Source organism: Cocleimonas flava (genome assembly GCF_004339015.1).
Lineage (GTDB): Bacteria > Pseudomonadota > Gammaproteobacteria > Thiotrichales > Thiotrichaceae > Cocleimonas > Cocleimonas flava.
Window position 1 is genome coordinate 1,058,715 of sequence record NZ_SMFQ01000003.1, and the last position, 15,400, is coordinate 1,074,114.

The 15,400-nt window shown below is 41.2% G+C and carries 16 protein-coding genes; 10 read left to right on the forward strand and 6 right to left on the reverse strand.

All coding sequences use genetic code 11. From position 1 onward, the window contains the following. Positions 1-5 precede the first annotated feature (5 nt). On the forward strand, positions 6-1,295 hold the full coding sequence (locus tag EV695_RS10795; RefSeq protein WP_207907047.1) for an HlyC/CorC family transporter: 1,290 nt from the start codon (positions 6-8) through the stop codon (positions 1,293-1,295). 79 nt (positions 1,296-1,374) lie between these two features. Further along, a complete protein-coding gene (radA, locus tag EV695_RS10800) occupies positions 1,375-2,748 on the forward strand; it encodes a DNA repair protein RadA (RefSeq protein ID WP_131905930.1) in 1,374 nt (457 codons plus the stop codon). An 18-nt stretch (positions 2,749-2,766) separates the two neighbouring features. Here radA and EV695_RS10805 read toward each other — a convergent pair whose 3' ends face one another. The 3 genes from EV695_RS10805 to EV695_RS10815 all read right to left on the reverse strand — a co-directional run bounded on the left by EV695_RS10805 (position 2,767) and on the right by EV695_RS10815 (position 6,130). Next, positions 2,767-3,864, reverse strand: coding sequence for an FRG domain-containing protein (locus EV695_RS10805; protein WP_131905931.1), 1,098 nt, complete (start codon positions 3,862-3,864; stop codon positions 2,767-2,769). Positions 3,865-4,355: 491 nt separating this feature from the next. After that, positions 4,356-5,117, reverse strand: coding sequence for a sulfite exporter TauE/SafE family protein (locus EV695_RS10810; RefSeq protein ID WP_131905932.1), 762 nt, complete (start codon positions 5,115-5,117; stop codon positions 4,356-4,358). A 200-nt stretch (positions 5,118-5,317) separates the two neighbouring features. Then, positions 5,318-6,130, reverse strand: a complete 813-nt coding sequence (locus EV695_RS10815) for a nucleoside/nucleotide kinase family protein (RefSeq protein ID WP_207907048.1) — start codon at positions 6,128-6,130, stop codon at positions 5,318-5,320. A gap of 28 nt (positions 6,131-6,158) precedes the next feature. Here EV695_RS10815 and EV695_RS10820 point away from each other — a divergent pair, with 28 nt between their 5' ends. From EV695_RS10820 to EV695_RS10830, 3 genes are all read left to right on the forward strand, one after another. Next, positions 6,159-6,707 (forward strand): prolyl-tRNA synthetase associated domain-containing protein, encoded by a 549-nt coding sequence (locus tag EV695_RS10820; protein ID WP_131905933.1) that lies wholly within the window; start codon positions 6,159-6,161, stop codon positions 6,705-6,707. A gap of 115 nt (positions 6,708-6,822) precedes the next feature. Then, positions 6,823-7,116 (forward strand): hypothetical protein, encoded by a 294-nt coding sequence (locus EV695_RS10825; protein ID WP_131905934.1) that lies wholly within the window; start codon positions 6,823-6,825, stop codon positions 7,114-7,116. A 268-nt stretch (positions 7,117-7,384) separates the two neighbouring features. After that, positions 7,385-7,807, forward strand: coding sequence for a hypothetical protein (locus EV695_RS10830; protein WP_131905935.1), 423 nt, complete (start codon positions 7,385-7,387; stop codon positions 7,805-7,807). A 286-nt stretch (positions 7,808-8,093) separates the two neighbouring features. Here the strand turns inward: EV695_RS10830 and EV695_RS10835 are convergent, their stop codons facing one another. Next, positions 8,094-8,738, reverse strand: coding sequence for an ankyrin repeat domain-containing protein (locus tag EV695_RS10835; protein ID WP_131905936.1), 645 nt, complete (start codon positions 8,736-8,738; stop codon positions 8,094-8,096). 284 nt (positions 8,739-9,022) lie between these two features. On the opposite strand from EV695_RS10835, the gene EV695_RS10840 reads away from it, so the two are divergent. Continuing rightward, on the forward strand, positions 9,023-9,598 hold the full coding sequence (locus EV695_RS10840) for a cysteine hydrolase family protein (protein WP_131905937.1): 576 nt from the start codon (positions 9,023-9,025) through the stop codon (positions 9,596-9,598). Between the two features lie 37 nt (positions 9,599-9,635). Here the strand turns inward: EV695_RS10840 and EV695_RS20165 are convergent, their stop codons facing one another. Then, positions 9,636-9,800: a hypothetical protein gene (locus EV695_RS20165; RefSeq protein ID WP_165874684.1), complete on the reverse strand. Its 165-nt coding sequence runs from the start codon at positions 9,798-9,800 to the stop codon at positions 9,636-9,638. Between the two features lie 29 nt (positions 9,801-9,829). After that, on the reverse strand, positions 9,830-10,711 hold the full coding sequence (locus EV695_RS10845; RefSeq protein ID WP_131905938.1) for a LysR family transcriptional regulator: 882 nt from the start codon (positions 10,709-10,711) through the stop codon (positions 9,830-9,832). Positions 10,712-11,144: 433 nt separating this feature from the next. Between EV695_RS10845 and EV695_RS10850 the strand changes: the two genes are divergently transcribed. The 4 genes from EV695_RS10850 to EV695_RS10865 all read left to right on the forward strand — a co-directional run bounded on the left by EV695_RS10850 (position 11,145) and on the right by EV695_RS10865 (position 15,332). Further along, complete coding sequence (locus EV695_RS10850) at positions 11,145-11,990, forward strand: ATPase (protein WP_131905939.1); 846 nt, start codon at positions 11,145-11,147, stop codon at positions 11,988-11,990. A gap of 64 nt (positions 11,991-12,054) precedes the next feature. Next, positions 12,055-13,152, forward strand: coding sequence for a homoserine O-succinyltransferase MetA (metA, locus tag EV695_RS10855; RefSeq protein ID WP_131905940.1), 1,098 nt, complete (start codon positions 12,055-12,057; stop codon positions 13,150-13,152). 119 nt (positions 13,153-13,271) lie between these two features. Continuing rightward, on the forward strand, positions 13,272-14,474 hold the full coding sequence (locus EV695_RS10860) for a multidrug effflux MFS transporter (protein ID WP_131905941.1): 1,203 nt from the start codon (positions 13,272-13,274) through the stop codon (positions 14,472-14,474). A gap of 216 nt (positions 14,475-14,690) precedes the next feature. Next, positions 14,691-15,332 carry a fasciclin domain-containing protein gene (locus EV695_RS10865; protein WP_207907049.1) on the forward strand — a complete coding sequence of 214 codons (642 nt, stop codon included), beginning with the start codon at positions 14,691-14,693 and terminating at the stop codon, positions 15,330-15,332. The last annotated feature ends 68 nt before the right edge of the window (positions 15,333-15,400 follow it).

Here is a 15,400-nt window from a genome sequence, read left to right on the forward strand (position 1 = left end):
AGCCTGTGAACATCAATGAAACTCCGATAGGAGTATTATTTCTATTGCTCGTGATTTTGTTTCTCATGTCGGCATTCTTTTCCGGAACAGAAACGGCATTAATGTCGTTAAATCGCTACAAGCTCAAGCACCTATCGAAAAAAAATAAAGGTGCGAAACTCGCGATGCAGTTACTGCAAAAGCCTGATCGACTGATTGGCGTGATTTTAATTGGCAATAATCTGGTCAATATACTGATTACCCAGTTAGCCACCTATCTAGGGTTTCGTCTCGGCGGAAGTGCAGGCGTAGCAATCGCCACCGGCTTATTAACACTGGCATTATTAGTCTTCGCCGAAGTAACTCCCAAAACCATCGCAGCGTTGCGTTCAGAACAAATCGCCCTGCCCGCATCCTATATTTATGTGGTCATGCTGAAGTTTGCCTACCCACTGGTTTGGGTAATCAATATCATTGCAAATACCGTCGTGCGTCTTGTGGGGGTAGACCCAAACGTCACCGACAATCAATCACTCAGCCCGGAAGAACTCAAAACCGTCGTCAACGAAGCCAGCGGATTAATCCCCGAAAACCATCAAGACATGCTAATGCGCGTGCTCGATATGGAATCAACCACTGTCGAAGACATCATGATTCCACGTACCGACATCAGCGGCATTGATCTTGCCGACGACTGGAATGATATTGAAGAACAAATTCTTCGCAGCAACTTTACCCGCCTCCTGATGTATCGAGGCAGCATTAATAATATCGTTGGCTTTTTACACTTACGTCGCATCTTGCCACTATTTCACGAAGGTAAAATGGATCGTGAACGTTTTGAAAACCTCATATCTCCTGCCCACTTCACCCCAGAAGGTGTTCCTTTGACGCAGCAATTGATTAACTTTCAAGACGAACGCAGACGTATGTCATTGGTGGTCGATGAATACGGAGACATTCAAGGGCTTGTCACGCTCGAAGATATTCTCGAAGAAATCGTTGGCCAATTCTCAACATCACCCGCCAACTTCGATTATGAAGCTAAAGTAAACGAAGACGGTTCAATCTGGATCGAAGGTGCGATGCATATCCGTGACATTAATCGTCAACTGAATATGGAATTACCTACCGACGGGGCAAAAACAATTAATGGACTAGTCACCGAAGAACTCGGCCAGATTCCCACCCCGGGAACCAGCATTCTGATTAACGACTACCCAATGGAAATCAGAAAAACACAGAATAATGTGATTAAAACACTGATTCTTTATCCACGCATAAATGATCACAAACGTACTGAAGAAACAGAATAATAAAACTACGATTTAAATCGACAACATTTACCCACAACATACACCTAAGAACACATACCAAAAAATAAGAGCAACACTCATGGCAAAACCTAAGACTGAATACCATTGCACCTCCTGTGGCACCGTTCACATTAAATGGGAAGGTCAATGCGGCGAATGCAAGGAATGGAACACACTTGAAGAAAGCGCCGTACAAAGTAGCTCAGCTGCCGGTACTGTGGCAGCCAAAGGCAGTCGCTTTCAAAGTTATTCGGGTGATGTCGGACAAATAAAATCGATTAAAGATATCGACCTGAAAGCCGTACCTAGAACCAAAACAGGCTTATCAGAACTGGATCGCACATTAGGCGGTGGATTAGTCCAGGGTTCCGTTACATTGATTGGTGGTGATCCTGGTATTGGCAAATCAACCATCCTGATTCAAACACTCGCCAGCCTGACTGACTTGCGCACGCTCTACGTCACAGGTGAGGAATCCTTACAGCAAGTATCGATGCGCGCCACGCGATTAGAACTCCCGACAGAGCCATTACGCCTTCTCACCGAAACCTGTGTCGAGCGTATTATCGAACACGCCATGCACGAAAAACCCGATGTGATGGTTATCGACTCGATTCAAACCATCCACACCGAAGAACTTAACTCTGCGCCAGGTGGTGTCAGTCAGGTGCGTGAAGCTACTGCAAGATTGACTCGCTTTGCCAAACAAACCAACACCTCATTATTCATCGCAGGTCACGTCACCAAAGAAGGTACCCTCGCAGGACCACGCGTGTTAGAACACATGGTCGATACGGTACTCTATTTTGAAGGAGACCCCGGTGGACGCTACAGAATTTTACGCGCCGTAAAAAATCGTTTTGGCGCAGTCAATGAACTCGGTGTTTTCGCGATGACCGAAAAAGGCTTGATTGGTGTAAACAACCCTTCCGCCATTTTCCTCTCACGTCACGAAGAACCAGTTGCAGGCAGTGTGATCATGGTTACTCGAGAAGGCACACGTCCACTGTTAGTTGAAGTACAGGCGCTCGTTGATGACAGCCACGGGCAACAAGCAAGACGAGTCGTCATCGGCCTAGAACAAAACCGCATCAATATGTTACTTGCGGTTCTGCATCGCCACGGCGGTGTATCCATGTTCGATCAAGACGTCTTCATCAATGTCGTTGGTGGCATGAAAATTACTGAGACTGGCGCCGACCTCGCAATGATACTTGCCGCGTTATCTAGCTTCCGCAATAAACCACACCCATCAGATTTAATCGTCTTCGGAGAAATCGGCCTAGCCGGAGAAATTCGTCCCGTACCGAATGGCGAAGAACGCCTCAAAGAAGCCGCCAAGCACGGCTACAAACGCGCGATTATTCCAAAAGGTAATATGCCGCAAAAGGGCATTCCGGGAATGAAAATCATGACTGCGCAACGCTTGGAAGATGCTTTGGATTATCTTTAGAGGGGCTTTGGGGCACTTTTACTTATTTAACAGTTTCGATTCCATGCCATTAATATCTATAAGTCTCTTATTAAGCTCTATATTTGTTACAGAAGAAGGATCATGAACTAATTTATTTCTAAAACTCGTCAATTTTTTGAAATCTTTATATACCCTGCTATTTTCTGGATCATTATCCATTAAGACTATAAGTGCATGCTGATGCCTAAATACATTGGCTTCATATTTCTTAGCCAAATCAATTATTTTATTTTGAAGTTTAGTCCATCGTTTTAAGAAATCACCGAGAGACTCAGATCCAATTACATTAACAGTTAAATGAGATTTGATTTCATCACAAATAATTTTTAAACCGTCATTATCTGGATATAAAGCTGTTTCAGGAATTCGGTCAAAACCATTCCCCCAGAATGAATCAGTATTAGGAATTTCAAATTTTGCAATTAATCTACGATTAAGGTCTAACTCATCCTTTGAAAGATAGTCAGTTGTTATATCTTCTGTACCTATCAAGAATCCTTCTTGAAAATATGGTCTTAATGCGGAGGGGGGTGTAATACTAAGCAGCCTTATATTTACCAAATCATGCTCTGAATTAATTGATATCCTGTTAGTGTAATAAGGCAAACCAAAAACATAAACATACGCCGTATTATTTCTATTATCTAATTGAGCGAAAGAACAAGCAACACGAAGGGACTGCGTAACATCTGATAGGGGAGTATCAGTCACCTCATAGTGCTGAAGTACACTCCATTGAATATACTTCTTTCTGTTTAATTCTTGATACCCCTCAATTTCTCTCGATTTAAATTCGTAACAAAGCATCTTGCTAGCACTTTCAAGTAAATCAAAACGATATTCTAATTCTTCCTTAGATAAAGGGTCTCCTCTATAAATTGTTGGATAAAAAGTTGAAGAATCAGCTTTATTTTTATAATCAGCCTTTTGCCCTCTATAAAACAATAAAAAGTCTTTGTTTTTATATGACAACTTAGCAACCTGTTTAACTAGCTCTTCATAAGATTTGACTTTGTAACCAGCATCAACACCTACAGTTTTCACAGTTGTATGGGCCGATAACTCTATTGTTAAATTGCCGTGAATTTTTCTCATTATTAAAGCCTGCTTTTAAGTTTTCTTAAATACGATCCATAAAATTAGATTATATATAACCTACAGTATAAATTTACAAGGTAAGAAATAATGGATCAGGATGAAGGTTGTTTCAGCGAAGAATGAGCGAGTTTCCTTCAGCCCCATTATTTCCCCCCTTCACTTAAAACTATGATGTTTTAAAATTAACAGCATTTCTTTGGTTACTTTCTTTTTGCTGTATTGAAAAGAAAGTAACTCGATGAGGTGAACCAATAAACGAGGAGAGCAATCAACCAACAAAGCAGCGAAAAAAAACCACTCAAGACCTAGTAACAAATTTAGCTTTCAAGATCGACCATCGTACGTCGACGATTCCTTACGGAATCTACGACGGACTTTCTTGGCTCTTGATGAGCCTAAGAAAGCCACCTCCCCACTTACAGGCACTTTTTTATGCAATGATTATCTAATCTTTAATTTCATTACCGCTCAATCACCAAGCATTAACTCTATAACATAACACCAATAATCTGCTTAAGCGCCAGCACAGAAAGCAGCACCAGGATTACCCGATCAAACACGACTGCATTCATTCGTCTGCCAATCATTTCACCGACAGGCAAACCTGCAAACAATGGAATAAAGGCAAGCAAACCTACGACAAAGGTTTGAACATTCATCAAGCCGTAGGCTATTAGTAATGGTATTTGAGCGACGCACATTGCGATGAAGAATACCGATATCGTAAAAATAAACACCGACCGGTTTAACTTAATAGCGTTAAGAAAGGTAAGCGATACAGGGCCTGAGATACCGAGGGCTCCTTGCAACACTCCTCCACTCAGACCTGCAAACCAGGCTAATTTTTTTGCACGTTCAAGCGGCAGTTGGAACACGGGCTTGGTCAGCCTTAATACGATATAGGCGATTACAATGAGCGCCATTAAGATATTCAGTTGATCTATTGGCACGTAGGCAAGCATCATCGTACCTAGTGCCGCGCCTAATAATCCGGCAATAGCGAAATTACGTGTGAATTTGGGTTCCAGATTGTAGTTTCGGTATTTATAAATCTGCAGTGTATTACTGAGGATGTTAGGAACAACCAGAATAGTGACCGCAAGACGTATATCATAGAACGCGGTGATCACGGGTATGGCAACTATGGGCATTCCCACACCCGTTGCGCCTTTAAGGACTCCACCTAAAAATATGGCAAAAAATATTGCCATAACCCCAAAAGAGTCTGTATTTGAAAGATTAGAAAACATTTTATTTCACTAGATTCTCTTAACAACATATTCGTTTTGCAGCTAAAACAGATTGTTTTATTTTAGATACAAATACTATCGTAGTAGCTATCCGTTGATTCCGTGGTTTTTTATATACATTTTTTTATTAACGTTTTTTATATACCGCTTTTTTATATACGGAAAGTACGACCTTAATACGTAGAGCTTCGCTTTTTTGATTATGCGATGAAAGTAGCAAGCTGAACGAGTCTGCCAGCATTTGCCGGTGACTCTGCCGCTATGAGCTCTGCATTCATGCCATCACTGGTCATAACCCTTTGTAAAGCCTGTTCTTCACTTAAACCAACGTCCACATGACGTTTCATCAATCGTCGCTTACATTCATCCACAGAGACATTCAGATACCATGCTTCATCAAATACTAAATCTCGTAATTGACTCCAGGGATCAGCATCCAGAAGCAAATAATTTCCTTCGACCAGCACAATCCGATGGGGTTTCAACAGCTTTATATCATCTTCAATAGGATCGCCGATGCGATGATCAAACGAGGGAAAGGAGCCCTCGCCCGAACGTTTAGCCTCAATGAGCTCATTGGTGAATCTGGCCGAATTGAACGTAAAAGGCGCACCCCTTCGCATGTGAGCCTCTGCGGGGTCATCCATTTGATCCAACTCGCTTCGATAGTAATGGTAGCCATCAAGAGGAATGACGAGCAACAAATCCACTAGGCGTTTTTGTAATTCTGCAGCAAGCGTGCTTTTCCCACTACCTGGGCTACCTGCAAGCCCTATCCACAGCTGTTCTCCTTCGACCATTTTATTGGCTCTGTCTCCAAGCTCTGCTGCTAGCTCATCATATTCTTGCATGTGTTCCAGACTCCTTTTTAATTGAAGAATAGTTGAAAAGCTTAAGAACACTGTTAAATTTTTTACGATTTTATTAATTAATAATAAAAATCCCCCCCCTTTTTTTAATAAAACACACCCCTCTGGTTTCAGGCGTTTTTTTTCTAAGCTATCATTCTGCAATCACTTAAACCAATGATAGATAAAACCAATGGCCCATTCCGATAGACCCAACCCTGAAACAATTACTCTGGAAAACGGCAACTTAGCCGCAACGCCCGATCAAGTGATCGCCGCTATTGAAGCGTTAAACTTCGAACAGGAAACCAAAGTCCACGAACCACTTTTTACTGTGGAACAATCCAAAAAAGTGACTTTCGACAAACCCGGTGCAAAAACCAAAAACCTATTCTTACGCAATAAAAAAGGTCGTATGGTTTTATTAGTGGTAGAACAAGATTGCATGATTGAGTTAAAAGAACTGCGCGACAAATTAGAACTCACTGGCGGACATTTATCGTTTGCCAGCACTGAACGTTTGGGTCAATATCTTGGCGTGGTGCCTGGTTCAGTATCACCGCTAGCGTTAATCAATGATCATTCAAACAGCGTACAAGTCTTTATTGAGAAGGCTTTAATCGAACAGGGATGGATTTATATGCATCCTTGCAGAAATACCCACACTACAAGAATGCGTTGCGATGATTTGCTCACATTGCTTGAAAGCTGGGATCATCCGGCTGGGATAATAGAATTTTGAATCAGCTGTTCTTGATTATCACTTTCCATTAATCGGTTCAAAAGGCGCAAACTTTTAATCACGGTATAATAAAGACTAAAATAATAACAAGGCGCTCGTCACGCCATAACTCGCTATGCCATATATAGAAAAACACAAACTAACCGCAATCGGAATTTACATCATCGTTGTATTATTCGAATGGTTTAGCGGCGGACAACAAAATGGATTGGCAGCCGCAGCCGTTTTGGGATTACTGCTTGTATTGATTGTATTCAGCGGTGTTTTTGCGTTTCTGGGAAGTTTTGGCTTTATGGAATCTTTCGCTAGCGATCACCGCGAAGGGCTTTCGACAAACTCGGTTTCATTCCTGGGCTGGATACTGTTTCTTATCGGATGCGCTTTTTTCCTGTTTAACTGGAATACTTAATCAGCGTTAATGTCTTAATTCGACGCATAAAGTGTTGAATCCACTCTTTTAAGTAAATACAAATTTAACAAACACACCCCCCTACTTTGAGGCGTTTTTTTACAAAGCATTTTTACAGAGATTTTTTGCAGAGCCATTTTGAAGACCTTTTTTAAAGAACCTGTTTACAGAAAGTTTATATACAGCTCTTAATTCATAATTATTTATTTGCATTTGCGCTATTGATTAGCACGACATAAAGTGTCGCTTCATTATCTCGAATTTCATTATGTCGAATATAAAAGCCGAATATAAAAACAGCCCACTGAAAAACATGCGATTACCTCCCTCAAAATTCTTTCTTTTTTTATTGTTTTTCAGCTTATGTTTGATGGTATTGCTTAGCATTATTGGACATTATTACGAAGAACAAATAATACAAAGCATCGGCGAACAACAAGCGGCTAAAATGGCAAAGCTTATCTTCGTTGTTATCGGAGGCATGTTTGCTATTTCCAGCATGACTTTGTTTATCCGTAACTTTCCCGGGAAGATAATAAAAGTCATCAGGATTGAAAACCCGGAATTGGCGACGAAATTATCAGCGTTATTGAACCCCTTGCGCTTAGACCGTTTTGCATTCTTGTTTAATGTTTTTATTATTTTGGGCTTACTTTATATCGCTTATGCAATCCAGAATGGAACTGTATAAATAGTATTTGGTAATAGCTTTTTTAGTTAGTGACTTTAAACGAAACTAGATGACAAACACCAGATAATGGCGCAATAAAAAAGACACCTCCCAACTTTTAAGCTGTTTACATGGGAGATGAAGCCCAAAAGCCGGAAGGTGTCATATTTATTCAAACCTGAACAGGTACCCTTTAGACCCATTCAAATTTGAATAAAACGGAAAGTTACGTGGATTCACATAACCTTTAAAACTTGCTATCTACAAAATTTTTTTATCAGAGAAACGAAAAATCAATCTGTCACGATTAATTTCTACCTCTGGAAATACGTTTAGCAACGTCAACCAAACCAACACGCTGTGCCACTTTGATGGCTGTCTCACCTGATTTATTTTTATGCGCCAAATCAAACTGTTTGGTTTCTATCAATTTATTGATGATTCTTTTATTTCGTCCTTCAAGCGCATGAAACAAGGCATTGTTACCAGAAGCATCAATCGCTGCTAAGTTGCCACCGCTTTTGAGAATCTGTTTGAACAGTGTCTCGTTTCCTTTTTTTGCCGCATAATGCAATGCTGATGCACCTTTGTTATCCTGCATATTGATGTTTCTGCTTTTCTGAATCAGCAAAGATGCAATCTCCTGTTTATTCGTTTTGATCGAATAAATTAGAGGTGTGGTTCCGGTGTTATCTGCCACATCAACCTTGGAACCGTGCTTTATCAAGCTTTCAACTATAGCGACCGTGCTAGTGTCTACTGCATGCATTAATGGTGTCGTGTTATAAACGGAAACATCCAAATTAGGATTTACGCCATTTCGTACTAAAGACTCGACTAATGGCTTATTCTGCGTTTGAATTGCATTGAGCAATTCGTCTGCTTTTGTGAAAGCAGAAGCGTGAGTATTCAGCGCAAAGATCAGTGATGCTGCAAGCATTTTAATTTTCATTTTATGATTCCCCAATCATGTTATTTGTCCATATTATGATCCTCCCACAAACCACAATTAGATTCTTGAGTGCAATCACTAGTGATTGCTGACAAGTTAGTAGTTGCCTATTTACATTAGGTTCATTTTAATTTTTTATAGGTGGGAGACTCTTGAAATCAGGGGTGTTTCTATTTTTCGATATTCTAAGTTTCATGTTATTTATCCGGTTTCAATGCGACGTAAACACAAGAATGATTAATGCTCTACTGAAACGACTTTTTTAAGGTAACCTTGTTAATCATATGAATAACACCCACAGCACGCATAAAAATCAACCGTTACTGCTTCTCATCGATTTACAAAAAGCCATCGATCATCCCGATTGGGGCGAGCGCAATAATCTTGATGCTGAAGAAAACATAGCAACGCTTTTAGCGCACTGGCGAAACAACGATTTGCCCATCATCCATATAAAACACACCTCTGTGGAACCCGATTCTCACTATCGGCCGCATCAGGAAGGGCATGATTTTAAAGCGGTTGCCCAGCCTGAAACACACGAAGAAGTTATCGAAAAACACACAAACAGTGCTTTTATAAATACACCTTTAGAGCAGATTTTACGTGCGAGAAATATTGAAGATGTCGTCATTATCGGTGTGATTACCAATAACTCGGTAGAAGCGACAGCGCGTATGTCGGGTAATTTAGGATTTAATACAACGGTCGTTTCAGATGCGACTTTTACTTTCGGTAAAAAGGACTATTCGGGAAAGTGGCACGATGCTCAGCAAATTCACGATATATCATTATCGAATATGGCTGGTGAATATGCGCAGATTATGAGCACCAAGGAATTACTTAGTTCTATGGATTAAAAACGAATGCATTTTAGATGACGACCTGATTCAGTCACTATTTTGCAGCGCTTCCAGACAGAAACATAAAAGGTATCGCTAACGGACCAAACACTAGGCCCATCACTGTCCAAAAAGCGGTATTTGCTCCTCGGTTTTTGGCTAAATAATGACAAACAACGCCACTTATTAAAAAGGGAATCGACCCTATCAGGTAAAACATAACACCTCTATTGCGTTTGATTTATGCACTTAAACTGCTCGGAATAATCGCTTCAGGATATCACTTAACACCACGATATCGGGATCTTGTTTGCGTTTCGTTTGATAGGCAAAGCCAACAGGTAGCTTGAATGAAGCCCCGGGCCAGACACAGATTTCACCTCTATCAAGCATGGGTTGTGCTTCTTCTTCCATAATTAATGCCAAGCCCGCTCCTGACTTTATTAACTCATTCACATAAATTTCAGAGGTCGCTTCCGTATTCCATTCGGGTGATTTCTCGATGCCTTCAAACAACCTATCCAATATATCAAGATAAGGACATTGAGGCGCAGGATAGATCCAGGGCAGATTAGCGAGACTTTCGATATCTTCATTCAATAACTGATCTTGCCATTTAATTGAACCAGCGATGTGAATAGTCGTTTCTGTTAGCTGGATACTTTCCAGATCTTTATCATCGTTTTGACCGAAGAAGAACGTCCCATCCAGAGAGCCATTGGATAATTGCTCCATAAGTACGGGGGTGTTACCCGCCACAATATTCGCTTTAACACTGGGGTGATGGGTGCGCAATTCGTCGATGAGTTTACCCAGCTTTAAAAACACCGCGTCAGCATTCAAACCAATACGTAATTGCGTTGATACTTTGTTTTGCAGCATCTTGGCCTGCAAACGAATCTCGTCACTCGACTCTAAAATCTGCAAGGCTTTAAGTTTTAGCGCTTCGCCATTTTCAGTCAGCTGCATACCTGTTGAAATTCGATTAAACAGTTTGATATCAAACTCTTCTTCAAGCGCTTTTATATGCGCACTGAGTGCAGGCTGACTGATAAATAAACGATCAGCGGCTTGAGTGAGATTGCCAGTTTCGGCAATCGTGATAAATGATTTTAGTTGATAAAGTTCCATTTGCTCATAGTGTCATCATTTTTTAAAGCGGACAATCGCATTTGCTGATCGGTGCGTTTTGAATTGCTTATTGATGTCGCTATTAATAAAACAGTTATGCCCCTACCGTTATGCCCCAATAAATGTACATCGACGATTCCTTACGGAATCTACGATGGACTTTTCTGGCTCTTGGTGAGCTCTCATTCCGAAAAAATTCGAGTCAGAATATGCATTAGTCTTATATCAATCAATGTACATCGACGATTCCTTGCGGAATCTACGATGGACTTTTCTGGCTCTTGGTGAGCCTAGAAAAGCCACCCACCTACTTTGGGGGCATTTTTTAATTCTCTCTCCGAAGATTCCGTTTATACTTAACAGCTGACTGATACCATTAGATCAAAACTAATGATTAGTATCGAATTAATAAAGATTTGAGAGAGCAGTATCCGTGAAATTAAGCGCAGAAGAATTTAACAAACTAGAACATAAGTCGATCACCCTATTGGGAATGTCGGGCGTGGGCAAAACCTTTTTGTCGAATATTTTACGCCAGAGCGGCTGGTTTCATTACTCCGGGGATTATCGTATTGGAACGCGTTACCTAAGCGAACCGATTCTGGATAATATTAAAATTCAGGCGATGCAGGTTCCTTTTCTGCGCGATCTATTGCGTTCGGATTCGATCTACATCAACAATAATATGACCTTTGAAAACCTCGATGCCGTGTCGACTTTCTTAGGCAAAATTGGTGATCCTGAGTTAGGTGGTTTATCGCTGGAAGAATTCAAGCGCCGTCAAAACCTGTTCTATCATGCAGAGCATGCTGCAATGTCAGATGTGCCGGAATTCATGAGCAAAGCACGTCAAATTTATGGTTTGAATAACTTTATCAACGATGCTGGCGGCAGCCTGTGCGAAATAGAAGATGACGCGCTACTTGATATGTTGGCAGACAACACCATAATTTTGTACATTCAGGCGAATAAAGATGATGAAAAACGTCTTATCGATCGTGCCAATGCATCACCTAAACCGATGTATTACCGCGCCGAATACCTGGATGAACAACTTGCCATTTATATGGAAGAAAACCAGCTAGAATACGTAGCGATGATAGACCCAGATGAGTTCGTACGCTGGGTATTTCCACGCCTATTCTACAATCGCATTCCCCGCTATGAAGCGATTGCACAAAAGTACGGTTACACCATTAAAACGGAAGATTTATACCAGATTAAAACCGAATCTGATTTTTTAGAATTAGTGAAAAAAGCCATGACGGAGCAGGCTTAGCCTTTATTAATCTACCGCGTTTTAACGATACCCGGTTTTATAAAGTAGCTAGCCAACAACAAAAATGCCATTAGTCGAACATAGTAAATTACCCACGTTTCAACGCCTTCGCGATGAAGGACAAGTTGTACTGCGCCCCGGACAAGCATCTAAACAGGATATCCGCGCACTGCATATTGGTATTTTAAACATGATGCCTGATACGGCTATGCAGGCGACTGAACGTCAATTTTATCGTTTGATTGGTGAGAGCAACCCAATCGCACAATTTCATGTTCATCCATTTAGTTTGCCCGTTTTCGAACGAGGCAAAAAAGCACAAAAACACATTGATAAATACTACAACACCTTCGAAGAAATCAAAGAAGCGGGTATTGATGCACTGATCATAACCGGCGCAAATGTCTCTCAACCCAAGCTTCCACTAGAACCTTTTTGGGAGCCACTGAGCGAAGTATTTCAATGGGCGCATGAAAATGTAACATCGACACTATGCTCGTGTTTGGCAACCCATGCCGCGCTCGAACTGCAATACAATCAGGCTCGTTATGGTTTGGGTTATAAGCGCTGGGGTGTATTTAGTCATCGCGTTACAGACAAAAATCATCCTTTGGTTAAGGGCATTAATACGCGTTTTGATGTGCCTCATTCACGCTTTAACCAAATCGACCGCTCTCAGTTTGAAGCGGCTGGTTTACATGTTCTGGCTGAAAGCAAAGAAGCCGGCGTACAAATGGCGGTTAGCCCGGATGGGTTCCGTACCGTCTATTTTCAGGGACACCCTGAATACGACAGCATTAGCTTATTGAAAGAATACAAACGTGAAGTCGGTCGTTTTGCTGAAGCAATGCGAGCAGGAGAACAGCTGGATTATCCCCCTTTTCCGCTGAATGTTTTTGACATCCACACGCAGGCGATATTGAATGAATTTCGTTATCGCTTGATTGAATCGATCAATAATAACAAGGAATTACCTGCTTTTCCTGAAGCATTAATACTCGATCATATTGATAATAGCTGGCACGATACTGCTGCGGCTATCCTCGCTAACTGGATGGGTTTGGTGTATCAGGTGACAAATGTCGATCGCAGATTGCCATTCATGGACAGTATCGATCCAGATAATCCGCTGTCACTTAAAAATATCTCTGACACTAAATAATCTATAGGCTACGCTTTATTCTTTAGCCTTTTCGAACCTAATTTTCATATCTATCTGCCTATCGTTTTTCTGTATTTTCTGGATTACATTTTGCACCTAGTTTTATAAGAGTAATTGTTGTGAACGCTGTACCTTTTAAAGCAAACCATACCGCCAAATGGCACTTGATCATTCTCGTCTCTTTAATGTCCATGGTTGGCCCCTTTAGTATCGATACCTACCTGCCTGCTTTTGAAAGCATGGAAGCTGATTTAGGTGTAAACAGGATTTTGATGACCAAAACCCTGGGCGCTTATCTGATGGCTTTTGGTGCTTCGACATTGGTTTGGGGTGCAATCACCGACTGGATTGGGCGCAAACCGGTGATGATTATTTCACTCGGTAGTTACTTTATTTCATCAGCAGCTTGCGCATTAGCCAGTGATTTCGACCATTTATTATGGTTAAGAGTATTTCAAGGCTTAGGGGTTGGCGGCGCACTTATCGCTGGTCGTGCCATGGTACGCGATGTACTTGATACCAAAGATGCACAAAAGGCGATGGCCTATGTGATGATGTTATTTTCTGCCGCGCCTGCACTCGCACCAGTAATTGGTGGGTGGCTGCACGATTTCTTTGGCTGGCGTTCTATATTCTGGTTTCTAGCCATTTACGGCATTGTGGTAATGGCTTATGCCGTGATAGTTGCGCGCGAATCTCTGCCTCATGAAAACAGAAGCTCAATACGAATTCAGGAAGTTAGCCGTGTTTATTTAAGAACTTTACAAAGCCCTCGCTATTTACGTTTGGTTTTTATTCTCGCGTTTGCCTTCGCTAGCTTCTTTGTGTTTATTGCCGGAGCACCGACACTATTATTTGATGTATTAGGCTTAGAAGCGAGCAGTTTTTACGTGTTGTTTGTGCCGATGGTTTCAGGAATTATGCTCGGCGCGGTAGTGTCCAATCGTCTGATTCACTTTTTAAGCTCAATACAAATACTGACTATTTTCATTACCTTGATGCTGGCAATATCCATTTTTAACTGGAGTTTAAATTACTTCGCTGAGATATCCATAGTGCGCGTGATCGCCCCTCTCGCGCTGTATTCATTCGGTCTTGCCGTCATCATGCCTGTTTTAACCATCGAAATTATCAATTGTTTTCCAAATAATCGTGGCTCTGCAACCGCAATGCAGAGTTTTATTCAAATGGTTTTCAATGGTATTACCGCGAGCTTTATCGTCGCCAGTCTGGGAACAGTACTGAGCAACTTTATTATCACGCAAATCGTATTAATACTGGCTGCGGTGGCGCTCTGGTTGTACGAACTCAGAGTGAGATAACATCGAACATGACACCTCACGTTTGAATGATAACTCGTTTTTCAATCGTTAAAACGTAAATTGAAAACATACGGAGTTAGTCACTTTGCTTTCATTCATTGTCATCTTAAAATAATCAAAAATTTCATTTCCAGTTCACAAAATTTTTACAGTCATCAGCATACTCTGCGTAGGCGGTACGAAGATTCGTACACTAACTATACGGAGATACATGAAATGAAAAACAAGTTAAAGTCAGGTTCAAAATCAAAGATAAATGCCAAACTATTAACAGCAGCAATTGCGACCCTATTTGTATCCGTGCCAATGATGGCATCAGCGAGTGATTGTGACTATTCGAAAAAAATGAAGTCTGCACAATCCAAGCAACATTCGATGCAAGGACAATACAACCACGCAGTAAATAAAAGCCCAATGGCTCAAGGTAGTTTTATTAAAGTCGGTGCACACAGCCCAAAAGCAGACATTGTTGATACTGCAGTTAAAGCAGGAAGCTTTAACACCTTAGTTACAGCGGTTAAGGCAGCTGGATTGGTAGACACGCTTAAAGGTAAAGGACCATTTACGGTCTTCGCCCCAACCGATGAAGCCTTTGCAAAAATACCAGCAGACGTACTGAATGGCTTACTCGCAGACAAAGAGGCATTAAGAAAAATGCTGCTTTATCACGTAGTCGCCGGAAAGGTAACAGCCGACCAAGTAGTTAAAGTGAAATCAGCGGCAACTGTTCAAGGTTCAGATGTGATGGTTGATGCGTCTAATGGCGTTATGATCAACAACGCGAAAGTAGTCAAAACCGACATCATGACGAGTAATGGTGTAATTCACGTCATTGACACGGTATTAATGCCAAAATAAAACGCATCAAGCTCTACACAAAAGGCTCTCTTGAATTTATTTCTCGAGGGCCTTTTTTATGAGAGTAA

Coding starts and splice junctions, on each gene's coding strand:
- radA (WP_131905930.1), top strand. CDS start 1,375: ATGGCAAAACCTAAGACTGAATACCATTGCACCTCCTGTGGCACCGTT.
- EV695_RS10805 (WP_131905931.1), bottom strand. CDS start 3,864: ATGAGAAAAATTCACGGCAATTTAACAATAGAGTTATCGGCCCATACA.
- EV695_RS10810 (WP_131905932.1), bottom strand. CDS start 5,117: ATGTTTTCTAATCTTTCAAATACAGACTCTTTTGGGGTTATGGCAATA.
- EV695_RS10820 (WP_131905933.1), top strand. CDS start 6,159: ATGGCCCATTCCGATAGACCCAACCCTGAAACAATTACTCTGGAAAAC.
- EV695_RS10825 (WP_131905934.1), top strand. CDS start 6,823: ATGCCATATATAGAAAAACACAAACTAACCGCAATCGGAATTTACATC.
- EV695_RS10830 (WP_131905935.1), top strand. CDS start 7,385: ATGTCGAATATAAAAGCCGAATATAAAAACAGCCCACTGAAAAACATG.
- EV695_RS10835 (WP_131905936.1), bottom strand. CDS start 8,738: ATGAAAATTAAAATGCTTGCAGCATCACTGATCTTTGCGCTGAATACT.
- EV695_RS10840 (WP_131905937.1), top strand. CDS start 9,023: ATGAATAACACCCACAGCACGCATAAAAATCAACCGTTACTGCTTCTC.
- EV695_RS20165 (WP_165874684.1), bottom strand. CDS start 9,800: ATGTTTTACCTGATAGGGTCGATTCCCTTTTTAATAAGTGGCGTTGTT.
- EV695_RS10845 (WP_131905938.1), bottom strand. CDS start 10,711: ATGGAACTTTATCAACTAAAATCATTTATCACGATTGCCGAAACTGGC.
- metA (WP_131905940.1), top strand. CDS start 12,055: ATGCCATTAGTCGAACATAGTAAATTACCCACGTTTCAACGCCTTCGC.
- EV695_RS10865 (WP_207907049.1), top strand. CDS start 14,691: ATGAAAAACAAGTTAAAGTCAGGTTCAAAATCAAAGATAAATGCCAAA.